Origin of the sequence: Paraburkholderia sp. (assembly GCF_049581445.1) — a bacterium.
Classification (GTDB): domain Bacteria; phylum Pseudomonadota; class Gammaproteobacteria; order Burkholderiales; family Burkholderiaceae; genus Paraburkholderia.
The window spans coordinates 16,971-29,639 of sequence record NZ_JBAURZ010000365.1; the positions used below are offsets into that span (position 1 = coordinate 16,971).

Sequence of the window (12,669 nt, forward strand, 5' to 3'; positions counted from 1 at the left end):
TATCGAAGCTTAAAGAGTTGAAATCTGAGGAAGATGAGGCTGCGTGCCGCCTGCGCTTAGCGCGCAAGCGCATGGCAAAAATCGACGATTCGCTGGGCACCCTGGGTGCACTCGTCGACATCGGCGACGAGCGCGAGGCGCACGAAATTGCGGCCGGGGTTCGTGCCTTGCGCAGTGCGCGCGAGGTATGAGCCCGGCAGAACCGTCACATTATAGTCGGCGTAGAGACGCTGGGCGAACTCGGTATCCGACAGGCCAGTGCCCGAGACGTCCGCCCAGAGGTAGAAAGCCGCGTCCGGCAGGCGCACGTTAAGCACCTCGGCGAGCATGGGCGTAACCGTGGAGAACTTCTGCCCATATTTCGCGCGGTTTTCCCGCACATGGGTCTCGTCGTTCCACGCAACGATGCTCGCGGACTGATAGACGGTCGACAGGGCGGCGCCGTGGTACGTGCGGTATAGCAGGAACTGCTTGAGAATCTCCGCGTCCCCGGCGACGAAGCCCGAGCGCATGCCGGGCACGTTCGAGCGCTTTGACAGACTCGAAAGCATCACCAGCCGCTCGAAACCGCGGCCAAGCTTGTGCGCGGCTTCCAGGCCGCCCAACGGCGGTTGGGCCTCGTCGAAATAGATCTCGGAGTAGCACTCGTCCGAGGCGATCACGAAACCGTACCGGTCGGAAAGCGCGAACAGTTCGCGCCAGTCGTCGAGCGTCATGACCGCGCCGGTCGGGTTGCCCGGCGAACAGACGTACACCAGTTGGGTGCGCGCCCAGATATCGGCGGGAACCGCCGAGTAATCGCAGGCGAAATTGCGCGCCGGATCGCTGTTGACGTAATACGGTTGCGCGCCCGCCAGCAGCGCCGCACCTTCATAAATCTGGTAGAACGGGTTGGGGCAGAGTACGATCGCGGGCTCATCTGTGGCGTTACCCGTGGTCTGGCGTTTGGGATCGATCACGGTCTGCGCAAGGGCGAAGAGCGCCTCGCGGGAACCGGCAACCGGCAGGACCTGGGTGACCGGATCGAGCGGCGGCAGATGGTAGCGTTGCGTGGCCCACTGGGCGATCGCCTCGCGCAACGCCGGCGAGCCGAGCGTGGCCGGATACGACGCCAATCCGCCAAGCGATGCGATTACCGCGTCACGAATCAGCTCCGGGGTCGGATGTTTTGGTTCGCCGATGCCGAAGCTGATATGCGGCAGATGCGCGGGAGGCGTGACGTCCTTGAAAAGCAAGCGAAGCTTTTCGAACGGATAGGTCTGGAGGGAATTGAGTAGCGGGTTCACTGGCGGATCGAGCCTGATCGAAGACGGGCGGAGACAGGTGACGGGCACGCGCGGTGACGACAATGACCGTGGTACGCGTGGTACGCGGATACGGTTAATGAGCGGCACAGGCGGCGGACCGATGATTATAGCGTGGCGCCGGACCCGGCGGGCTGGGCTGGCACGGACGGTTGCAAGCCGGTTACGATGGCAGGGCCCGCGTCAGACGGGCCGCATGAATAGAACTTGGAGAGACGATGCAGGTGGCAGTAGAAGTGAAACCGCTGGGCTGGCGGGCCGCCGCCCAGCAACCGGTCGGCGCGCATCCGGCAGGGAGCGAGGCGCCATGAACAACTGGCTTCGCACGAGCTGGCCGACGCTCGCCATCATGCTGGGCGCGTCGGTGTGGGGCATGATCTGGTATCCGTTGCGCATGCTGGCAGCGCTTGGCGTGACCGGCACGGCCGCGAGCGCGCTAACGAGCGGGGCCGGATGCCTGTTCGTGCTGGTGGTGCGCTACCGCTCGTTGAAGACGGTGCGCTGGCACTGGCTGTTGCCAGCACTAGCGCTTGCTGCGGGGATCACGAACCTGGGCTTCGTGTGGGGCTCGATCCACGGCCAGGTCATGCGCGTGTTGCTGCTGTTCTACCTGACCCCGGCTTGGACCGCGCTGTTCGCCCACTTCATACTGCGCGAGCGCCTGACCTGGTCGGGTGCGGGGCTTGCCGCGCTGTCGCTGGCGGGCGCCATGACCATGTTGTGGTCGCCGCAGATTGGCCTGCCGGTGCCCGGCAACCTGGCCGAATGGGCGGGGCTCGCGGGCGGCATGGGCTTTGCAATGAGCAACGTGCTGATCCTGAAGACGAGCCGCGTGTTGCCGGGCATGAAGCCGGAAATGCGCACGGCGACGATCTTCGGCGGCGCCGCACTGTTTAGCGCTTGCGCGTCGTTCTTCGAAGCGATGCCCGCGCCGCCCACTGGCGCCCATCTCGGTACCGCAGCCTTGCTCGTGCTGGGCCTCGGTTTTCTGCTGGCGTCGAACAACATGCTGGTGCAATACGGCGTGGCCCGCATTCCCGCGAATCGCGCTTCGATCATCATGCTGTTCGAGATCGTCGTGACGGCGCTGTCGGCATGGCTCTTTGCCGGCGAGACACCCGGCCCGCGCGAATGGGCGGGCGGCCTTTGCATCGTGCTGGCTTCGGCGCTTTCGAGTTGGGTGCATCGAAGCCGGGCCACGCCGGACACAGGCGGTCACCCCGAGGCGACCCTCGACGCGGATCTGGAAGCCACGCGCGATGTCAACGATGCCAATAAAGGCGGCGATCCTCACGCGAGGCGTAAGGATGGCTCACGCGCGATGGTATGATTGCCCCTGCTTGCCGTCGCGCGCCTGACCAGGCCCGCAAGGCGCCCGTATCGCGGGGCTGGCGCAGGTCGTTTTGCTGTATTGGAGAACGGCGCGCGAGGCCCTTGCGGTCCACCTTCAATTTCCCTTTTCAATCAGCGATATCGCCGTGCGTCTGACCTCGATCAAACTCGCTGGCTTCAAATCATTCGTCGATCCCACGCATTTCCAGGTTCCGGGCCAGCTCGTTGGCGTGGTCGGTCCCAATGGTTGCGGCAAATCCAACATCATCGACGCCGTGCGCTGGGTGCTCGGCGAATCGCGCGCTTCCGAGCTGCGCGGCGAGTCGATGCAGGACGTGATCTTCAACGGTTCCACCGCGCGCAAGCCAGGTAGCCGCGCCAGCGTCGAACTCGTGTTCGACAATGCCGACGGCCGCGCTGCCGGCCAGTGGGGCCAGTATGCCGAGATCGCCGTGAAGCGTGTGCTCACGCGCGACGGCACCTCGAGCTACTACATCAACAACCTGCCGGCGCGCCGCCGCGACATCCAGGACATCTTCCTCGGCACCGGCCTCGGGCCGCGTGCTTACGCCATCATTGGGCAAGGCATGATTGCGCGCCTGATCGAGGCGAAGCCGGAAGAACTGCGTGTGTTTCTCGAAGAAGCCGCCGGGGTGTCGAAGTACAAGGAACGCCGCCGCGAAACCGAGAGCCGCCTGCACGACACCCGCGAGAATCTGACGCGGGTCGAGGACATCGTGCGCGAACTCGGTTCGAACCTGGAAAAGCTCGAAGGCCAGGCCATCGTCGCGACGAAGTTCAAGGAACTGCAGGCTGACGGAGAGATGAAGCAGCGCCTTCTCTGGCTGTTGCGCAAGAACGAAGCCGGCGGCGAGCAGGAACGCCAGCAACGCGCCATCGAACAGGCGCAGATCGATCTGGAAGCGCAGACGGCGAGACTGCGTGAAGTCGAAGCGCAACTCGAAACGCTGCGGGTCGCGCACTATTCGGCCAGCGACGCAATGCAGGGCGCCCAGGGTTCGCTCTACGAAGCGAACGCCGAGGTGAGCCGCCTTGAGGCTGAGATCAAGTTTATCGTCGAGTCGCGTAACCGCGTGCAAGCGCAGATTGCGGCGCTGACCGCCCAGCGCGAACAGTGGCTGTCGCAGGCGCAGAAGGCCCAAGGCGACCTCGAAGACGCGGAAGAGCAATTGGCGGTGGCGGAAGAAAAGGCCGCCGTCGCCGAGGACGAAGCCGCGGCAAAGCATGACGCGATGCCCGCCCTCGAAACACGCTGGCGCGATGCGCAGACGCAACTGAACGAAGAGCGCGGCGGAATTGCGCAGACCGAACAGGCGCTCAAGCTCGAAGCCGCGCATCAACGCAATGCGGATCAGCAACTCCAGCAGTTGCAGCAGCGTCATGAGCGCCTGAAGTCCGAAGCGGGCGGTCTGGACGCTCCGGATGAGGCTCAGCTTGAAGAACTGCGCATGCAGCTCGCCGAGCACGAAGAGATTCTGCATGACGCGCAGGCGCGCCTTGCTGATGCGCAGGAAACGCTGCCGCGTCTGGATGGCGAGCGGCGTAGCGCACAGGAGCGTGTGCAGTCGGAAAGCGCGCAGATCCATCAGCTTGATGCACGCCTCGCCGCGCTCAAGCAATTGCAGGAAAACGTCCAGACCGAGGGCAAGATCCAGCCGTGGCTTGAAAAGCATGAGCTGAACAGCTTGCCGCGTTTGTGGAAGAAGCTGCACGTCGAAGCGGGTTGGGAAACGGCGCTTGAGGCCGTGCTTCGTGAGAGGCTTGCCGCGCTCGAAGTTTCCAATCTGGACTGGGTCAAGGCCTTCGCAACCGATGCGCCGCCTGCCAAGCTCGCGTTCTATGCGCCGCCCGTTGCAGGTGCTCCCACTGCCGCAACGCCGAACCTGCGGCCATTGCTGTCGCTGGTGCGTATCGACGATGCCGGTCTGCGTGCGGTTCTGAACGACTGGCTCGGTCTTGCATTCGTCGCCGACGATCTCACCCAGGCGCTGGCGGCGCGCTCGCAACTGCCCGAAGGCGGTTCGTTCGTCGTCAAGGCTGGCCATGTGGTGACCCGCGTCGGCGTGCAACTCTATGCGGCCGATTCCGAACAGGCCGGCATGCTGGCCCGTCAGCAGGAAATCGAAAACCTGACGCGTCAGGTGCGTGCCCAGGCGCTGCTCGCGGATGAAGCGAAGGCCGCAGCAATTCGCGCCGAAGCGGCGCATACGCAGGCCTCGCAGACGCTAGCGGACGTGCGTCAGCAAGCCGAGCGTGCGACGCAACGCGTGCATGCCTTGCAAATGGACGTGCTCAAGCTGACCCAGGCGCACGAGCGCTACATGCAGCGCAGCACGCAGATTCGTGAGGAACTCGAAGAGATTACCGGCCAGATCGACGAGCAACGCGCGCTGCGTGGCGAGTCGGAGGCGAACTTTGAGCGGCACGACGCCGAACTGGCCGAGTTGCAGGCGCGTTTCGAAGACAACCAACTGGCCTTCGAAGCCCTCGATGAAGAATTGACCGCTGCGCGTGCGCAATCACGCGATCTCGACCGCGCCGCCACCGATGCGCGCTTTGCCGCGCGCAACATGGCGAACCGCATTGACGAACTGAAGCGCAGCATCCAGGTCGCGCATGAGCAAAGCGAGCGGGTCGCGGCGTCGCTGGAAGACGCACGCGCGGAACTGGAAACGATCAACGAACAAACCGCGCATACCGGCTTGCAGGGCGCGCTGGAAATTCGCGCGGTCAAAGAAGAGGCGTTGCATGCCGCGCGTCTCGAACTGGACGATCTGACCGCCAAGTTGCGTGCAGCGGACGAAACGCGTCTGACCGCAGAGCGTGCGCTGCAACCGCTGCGCGATCGCATCAACGAGCTGCAACTGAAGGAACAGGCCGCGCGCCTGAACGCCGAACAGTTCATCGAACAGCTCACCGCAGCGGGTGTCGACGAGGCCGAACTGCAGGCGAAGCTGACGCCGGACATGAAGCCGTCCTACCTGCAAGGCGAAGTCACGCGTTTGAACAACGCAATTGCAGCGCTCGGACCGGTCAACATGGCGGCGCTCGACGAACTGAAGGCGGCTAGCGAGCGCAAGAACTTCCTCGACGCGCAGTCGGCCGACCTGACGAGCGCCATCGAAACCCTGGAAGACGCGATCCACAAGATCGACCAGGAAACCCGCACGCTACTGCAGGGCACCTTCGACGAGGTGAACCGGCATTTTGGCGAGCTGTTCCCGCGTCTGTTCGGCGGTGGCCAGGCCAGGCTCATCATGACCGGCGACGAAATTCTCGACGCTGGCGTGCAGGTAATGGCGCAACCGCCGGGCAAAAAGAACTCCACGATTCATTTGCTCTCGGGCGGCGAGAAGGCGTTGACGGCGACCGCGCTGGTGTTCGCCATGTTCCAGCTGAATCCCGCGCCGTTCTGCTTGCTGGACGAAGTGGACGCGCCGCTGGACGACGCCAACACGGAACGTTTCGCCAATCTGGTGCGCGCGATGTCGGACAAGACGCAATTCCTGTTCATTTCGCACAACAAGATCGCGATGGAGATGGCACAGCAGCTGATCGGCGTGACGATGCAGGAGCAGGGTGTGTCGCGGATCGTTGCGGTCGACATGGAAAGCGCCGCGGGTTTCGCCCAGAATATCGTTTGAGTCAGGACGGCGTCGCCTGCGCGCACCGCTGCGGCTCGCTTGCCGCGCGACGCAGGTCGGACGCTACGCAAACAGAAGAATTGCTGATGGAGCATGCATGGACGAGTTGACACTCGGTTTGATCGGCGCGGGCGCCGTGGTGGTCGGGGGGGTGGTGGTGTACAACGCATGGCAGGGCGCGAAAGTGCGCCGCCGTATGCCGAGGCCCATGCCCGCCGATACGGCCGAGGCCTTTGCGCGGGACGATCAGGAAGAACAAAGCCCCTTCATCGAACCGGCTCGGCCGACCACGCGCCGCGAGCCTGTGTCCGACGAAGCGGGCGAGACGGGCTCCCGTGTCGAGCCAACCTTTGGTACGGTCGCGCCGCTCGATACGGCTGCCGACATTCAGGCCGAGACCACCACGCCGAACGGCTTTCCCGAGACTGAGAGCGAGGCGGCTGCAAGCGGCACGCAAGACGGTCCGGTCGAGCCGATCCTTCCCGCCGCGACGACTATTTCGTCCGCACCGCCCGCCATTGTTGACCGCCGCATCGACTGCATCGTGCCGATCCGCCTGGCTGGCCCGCTTGCCGGCGACAAGGTGATTCCGCTCGCACAGCGTCTGCGCCGGGCCGGCAGCAAGCCGGTGCATATTGAAGGCAAGCCGGAAGGTGGCGGCATTTGGGAGTTGCTGCAAAACGGCGTGCGCTACGAAGAGTTGCGTGCGGCGGCTCAATTGGCCAACCGCAGCGGCCCTCTTAACGAGCTGGAGTTCTCCGAGTTCGTCACCGGCGTTCAACAGTTCGCCGACGCGATCGATGCCGCGCCTGAATTCCCCGACATGATGGAAACGGTGGCGATGGCGCGCGAGCTCGACGGCTTTGCCGCACAGTGCGACGCGCAACTGTCGATCAACGTATTGTCGGACGGCGCGCCCTGGTCGGCTAACTACGTGCAAGCGGTGGCATCACAAGACGGCCTGCTGCTCTCGCGCGACGGTACGCGCTTCGTGAAGCTCGACGGCAAACAGAGCCCGGTGTTCATGCTGCAGTTCGGCGACACTAACTTCCTGCGCGACGACCTCACGTACAAGGGTGGCCAGATGATCACGCTGGTGCTCGACGTGCCGGTTGCCGACGAGGACATCCTGCCGTTCCGTTTGATGTGCGATTACGCCAAGTCATTGTCCGAGCGGATTGGCGGCCGGGTGGTCGACGACGGACGCCGTCCGTTGCCGGAAGCGGCGCTGCTGGCCATCGAAAAGCAACTGATGACGCTCTACGCCAAACTGGAACAGGCGGGCATTCCTGCTGGTTCGCCGGCGACTCGCCGGTTGTTTAGCCAGTAAGTCGCCTTTGTTGCAACGCGCGTTCCCTGTGCGGGTGGTTTCTGTCACTGAAGGGCGCGCGTTGTGCACGAATAATCCGCCAAATCTCTACCGCACCGATTGACCGGCGTTGAAGGCTCGCGGGCTGTTTGGGATTGCCGCCGTTTCCTTGCACATCGGTGTATTGAGGCGGGTACGCGTGTCGAGGCACATGAGCAGCGTGGCAGGCGACTAAGCGTCGCGAGGCACATGACCGTGTCGAGGTGCGTAGGCGAGTCGGGCCGCATGCGCATGCTCAGATCGCGCACGTCAATTCACCTCCTTAGGCCAATCACCGCCGCTGATCCACGCCTTGAGCGCGGCTACCACGGCTTGATCCTGACCATAAAAACCGTGATGCCCCATCGCTTCACAGGGGTTGCCGCGTGCGCTGCCGCCGCTTACTGCGATCAGATCGTAACCGTTTTCAGCAATGCTTTTGGCCGCGCTAAATGAACACAGGAAGCATCCATCGTCGACGTGGTGTACGAAGAGTTGTCTCGCATGAATTTCCCCGTAGTTGAAGCCGTCCAACGGCAAAGCCTGACCGCGAGCCGGACTGCTGAGCGTTGAAGTGTGAATGACGGCGTCCCAACTTCCCGGTAGCGCTCGACCCAGATACGCCGAGGAAATGGTTCCACGACTGGTGCCCACGAGAATCAGCTTGGCCGTTGGAAAGCGCGTGCGCAAATCGGCCGCGACGCGCGCGACGTCTTGCGCGTGGCGCGGTGACGCACGAAACGAATCCGAGTAGCCGCCCGGCTGATCGGAAGGCGCGTCGACAATCGCGGTGGCGAAGCGGTCGTCGACCAGCAAGGTACGTGTACGCACGAGGAAATTGTTTTTCAGCCGCATGCTGATCGCACCATCAGTCGCTTGTGCGAACTCCATTGCGCCGTCTCCCCCGGGGAACATCACCAGTATCCATGTCGGCTGACTGCCGTCTTTTTGCGTCAACAGATAGGCGATCGACCCGTTATCCGCGAGCGGAACACTGACAACCTGTTCGCTGGCGTGCGCTAAGGTTTGATGCCACATCAGCAGTGCAAGGCAAAGCGTCACCGTAAGCGAGACGAGCCGCCTGCTGGTTGCATTGATCGCGGTAAGACCTTTCATGCGCGCTCCTACGGTTGATGCCCCGACATGGGGTTTGGCTGAGGCGCTTACGGTCGCATCGCGCCGCTTACCTGTCAACGCGTCGACGTGTACGTTAGCCATCCGGCCAAGGCGTACGGGGCGAACAATGGGGATGGCGCGGCACGCCGTATGCTGAACCGAGGCTCAGTGATCTGGCGCACCAAACTGGCCATCCAGCCAATGTCCATCGAAAGCGGTTCCTGAGATAATCTGGCGTCTGAATTTCACCGGCGAATCTTCCGATAGCATGCCTCGAACCACTGTCCCAAATCCTGCAACCAGCGCGCCGGCGGAACGTGCCGTGTGGTTGCGCGCGGAACTCGAACGCGCGAACCACGCGTACTACGTGCTCGATCAGCCCGACCTGCCGGATGCGGAATACGACAAGCTCTTCAAGGAGCTGCAACAGATCGAGACCGAGCATCCGGATCTGATCACACCCGACTCACCCACGCAGCGGGTGGGGGGCGAGGCGGCGAGCGGCTTTACGCCGGTCGTGCACGATCAACCCATGCTGTCGCTGAACAACGGGTTCGCGGACGAAGACATCGTCGCATTCGACAAACGTATTGCCGACGCGCTAGGCAAAACGCCTGTCAGCTATGCGTGCGAGCTGAAGTTCGATGGTCTGGCCATTTCGTTGCGCTATGTCGAGGGCCGCTTCGTGCAGGCGTCCACTCGGGGCGACGGCGCGACCGGCGAAGACGTGACGGAAAACGTCCGCACGATCCGTTCCATTCCGCTTACGCTAAAAGGGCCGCGAGTGCCGAAGGCGCTCGACGTGCGCGGCGAAGTACTGATGTTCAAGCGCGACTTCGAACGTTTGAATGAGCGGCAACGCGCAGCCGAACTCAAGGAATTTGCGAATCCGCGTAATGCTGCGGCGGGCAGCCTGCGCCAACTGGATTCGAGGATCACGGCGCAACGGCCCTTGTCGTTCTTTGCATATGGAATCGGCGTGCTCGACGGCGAGCCAATGCCGGCGACCCACAGCTCGATGCTCGATTGGTACGCCGAGATGGGTCTGCCGGTGAATAGCGAGCGCGCAGTCGTTGAGGGGACGGAAGGAATGCTTGGCTTCTTTCGCGCAGTAGGCGAAAAGCGCGACGCGCTTCCGTACGACATTGACGGCGTGGTGTACAAGGTCAACGCACGTGACGAACAGGACACACTAGGCTTCGTTTCACGTGCCCCGCGTTTCGCGCTTGCCCACAAATTTCCGGCGCAGGAAGCGCTCACCAGACTGCTGGCCATCGACGTGCAGGTGGGGCGCACCGGCGCGATTACGCCGGTGGCGCGCCTCGAGCCGGTGTTCGTTGGCGGTGCGACGGTGACGAACGCGACGCTGCATAACGAGGACGAAGTAAGGCGCAAGGACATTCGCATTGGCGACACCGTAATCGTGCGGCGCGCCGGCGATGTGATTCCCGAGGTGGTGAGCGCGTTGCTGGACCGTCGGCCCGCCGACGCGGCAGAGTTCGTCATGCCCACGCATTGCCCGGTGTGCGGTTCGGCCATCGAGCGTCTGCCCGATGAAGCAATCGCGCGTTGCACGGGCGGCCTGTTTTGCCCGGCACAGCGCAAGCAGGCGCTATGGCACTTCGCGCAGCGCCGGGCGCTGGATATCGACGGCCTGGGCGAGAAGATCATTGATCAACTGGTCGAACTGAACCTCGTGCGCACGCCGGCGGATCTGTTCAATCTGGGTTTTGCCACGCTCGCCGAACTCGACCGCTTCGCCGAAAAGTCCGCGCAGAATCTGCTCGATTCGCTGGAGAAGGCCAAGCACACCACGATGGCCCGTTTCATCTACGCGCTGGGCATTCGTCATGTGGGCGAATCGACGGCGAAAGATCTGGCGAAGCACTTTGGCTCGCTCGATCCAATCATGGACGCCTCGGTCGAAGAACTGCTGGAAGTGAACGACGTGGGTCCCGTGGTCGCGGAGTCGATTCATCAGTTTTTTGCCGAAGAGCACAACCGCACGGTGATCGAACAATTGCGCGCACCGGGTAAGGTCACGTGGCAGGAAGGTCCGCCTGCGCCTAAGGCGCCCCAAGGTGTGCTGGCAGGCAAGACGGTCGTGCTGACGGGCACTCTCCCGACCATGGGCCGCGACGAAGCGAAAGAAATGCTCGAGGCGGCGGGGGCGAAAGTAGCCGGCTCGGTGTCAAAGAAAACAGATTACGTGGTGGCCGGCGCCGAAGCGGGCAGCAAACTTGCGAAAGCTGAGGAACTCGGCGTCCCTGTGCTCGACGAAGATGGTATGCGTAAGCTCCTGGAGGGGTAGATAACATGATCCGCGAAATTCTGAAGATGGGCGATCCGCGTCTGTTGCGCATCGCCACTCCGGTCGACCATTTCGACACGCCCGAGCTGCATACCCTTATCAAGGATATGTTCGAGACCATGCACGATGCGAACGGGGCGGGTCTGGCCGCGCCACAGATCGGTGTGGACCTGCAGGTGGTGATATTCGGTTTCGGACACAACGAGCGCTATCCGGATGCGCCGCCGGTGCCAGAAACGGTGCTCATCAATCCCACCATCACGCCGGTGTCGCAGGACATGGAAGAGGGTTGGGAAGGCTGTCTGTCTGTGCCAGGTCTGCGCGGCGCCGTCAGCCGTTTCTCGATGATCCGGTATCACGGCTTCGATCAGTACGGCAAGGCGATCGACCGCGTCGCCGAAGGCTTTCATGCACGCGTCGTGCAGCACGAATGCGATCATCTGATCGGCAAACTCTATCCAATGCGGATCAACGATTTCGCCAAGTTCGGCTTCACGGAAGTGCTGTTCCCGGATCTGGATCCGAATAGCGACGATTGAACCTCGCGACTGAGCGGTGAGGTTGGCGCCGGAAAAGTGTCGACTGCGAAGTCGCCTTGCTGTGAGTGTTCGATGTGCGTCGCGCCGCATATGGACCGGGTTAGGCAAAAAGAAGCCCACGCAAATTTGCGTGGGCTTCTTCACAACCAGACCGTGTATGAGCGCGTGGCCGCGCGCTCAGGCCGCGTCACTAACCCTGTGCGGCCTCAGACTCATCAAAACGATTCATCGTGCGCGAGATAGCGCCACTGCCCAGGCGGCAGCGCGCCGAGCGGCACGCTACCCATGCGTACGCGCTTCAAGCCGACCACTTCCAGCCCGACCAGTTCGCACATGCGACGGATCTGGCGCTTCTTGCCTTCGCGCAGCACGAACCGCATTTGCTCGCCGTTTTGCCAGCTCACCTTGGCCGGTTTGAGCGGTTGGTCGTCTAGTGACAGGCCGTGGCGCAGCAGCGCGAGGCTCTCAGGCGGAAAGTGCTGATCGATTTCGGTCGTCATCTCGCCGTAGGTCACGCGGACCAGATATTCCTTTTCGACCTCGGAATGGCCACCGATCAGCCGCTTCGCGATGCGGCCGTCCTGGGTCAGTACGAGCAGCCCCGTGGAGTCAATGTCCAGACGGCCTGCCGGCGCGAGATGGCGCAGATGCGACACCGAAAAGCGGATGTCCGAATTGTCGCCTTCCCAGCGGTTGTCGGGTGTGACGAGCGTAACGGCGGGCTGATAGTCGTCTTCAGCCTGGCCCGACACATAGCCAACTGGCTTGTGGATCAAAATCGTCACCAGACGCGCCTGTATGGCCTGGGCGGCCGGATCGATCTCCACGCGCTGATCCGGACGGACCTTGGTGCCGAGTGTGTCGATCTTTTCGCCGTCCACGCGCACCCAGCCGTTTTCGATCCATTCGTCGGCTTCGCGGCGCGAGCACAGGCCGAGTTCCGACATCAGCTTCGACAGGCGCAACGTGCCCGGTGCATCGTCATGATCGCGGCGGGGTGCGGACGCACGCGGCGCCGCTTCCTCGGAGCGAGCCGGTCGGGCGACGGCGGAGG

At 63.1% G+C, this 12,669-nt stretch carries 8 protein-coding genes; 5 read left to right on the top strand and 3 right to left on the bottom strand.

Annotation, left to right across the window (positions count from 1 at the left end; all coding sequences use genetic code 11):
- Positions 1–56: 56 nt before the first annotated feature.
- A complete protein-coding gene (gene dapC, locus WCA85_RS31270) occupies positions 57–1,286 on the bottom strand; it encodes a succinyldiaminopimelate transaminase (protein ID WP_424068929.1) in 1,230 nt (409 codons plus the stop codon).
- 325 nt (positions 1,287–1,611) lie between these two features.
- Here dapC and WCA85_RS31275 point away from each other — a divergent pair, with 325 nt between their 5' ends.
- From WCA85_RS31275 to WCA85_RS31285, 3 genes are all read left to right on the top strand, one after another.
- Positions 1,612–2,634 (top strand): DMT family transporter, encoded by a 1,023-nt coding sequence (locus WCA85_RS31275; RefSeq protein WP_424068931.1) that lies wholly within the window; start codon positions 1,612–1,614, stop codon positions 2,632–2,634.
- Between the two features lie 148 nt (positions 2,635–2,782).
- Positions 2,783–6,301, top strand: coding sequence for a chromosome segregation protein SMC (gene smc / locus WCA85_RS31280; protein ID WP_424068933.1), 3,519 nt, complete (start codon positions 2,783–2,785; stop codon positions 6,299–6,301).
- 97 nt (positions 6,302–6,398) lie between these two features.
- Complete coding sequence (locus tag WCA85_RS31285; RefSeq protein ID WP_424068935.1) at positions 6,399–7,631, top strand: cell division protein ZipA C-terminal FtsZ-binding domain-containing protein; 1,233 nt, start codon at positions 6,399–6,401, stop codon at positions 7,629–7,631.
- Between the two features lie 288 nt (positions 7,632–7,919).
- On the opposite strand, the gene WCA85_RS31290 is transcribed toward WCA85_RS31285, so the two are convergent.
- Positions 7,920–8,765: a hypothetical protein gene (locus tag WCA85_RS31290; RefSeq protein ID WP_424068936.1), complete on the bottom strand. Its 846-nt coding sequence runs from the start codon at positions 8,763–8,765 to the stop codon at positions 7,920–7,922.
- 268 nt (positions 8,766–9,033) lie between these two features.
- Here WCA85_RS31290 and ligA point away from each other — a divergent pair, with 268 nt between their 5' ends.
- Positions 9,034–11,076 carry an NAD-dependent DNA ligase LigA gene (ligA, locus tag WCA85_RS31295; protein ID WP_424068938.1) on the top strand — a complete coding sequence of 681 codons (2,043 nt, stop codon included), beginning with the start codon at positions 9,034–9,036 and terminating at the stop codon, positions 11,074–11,076.
- 5 nt (positions 11,077–11,081) lie between these two features.
- Positions 11,082–11,615, top strand: coding sequence for a peptide deformylase (def, locus tag WCA85_RS31300; protein ID WP_424068940.1), 534 nt, complete (start codon positions 11,082–11,084; stop codon positions 11,613–11,615).
- Positions 11,616–11,830: 215 nt separating this feature from the next.
- On the opposite strand, the gene WCA85_RS31305 is transcribed toward def, so the two are convergent.
- Positions 11,831–12,669 (bottom strand): pseudouridine synthase (locus WCA85_RS31305; RefSeq protein ID WP_424068942.1); only part of this gene is annotated, 839 nt, incomplete at its 5' end.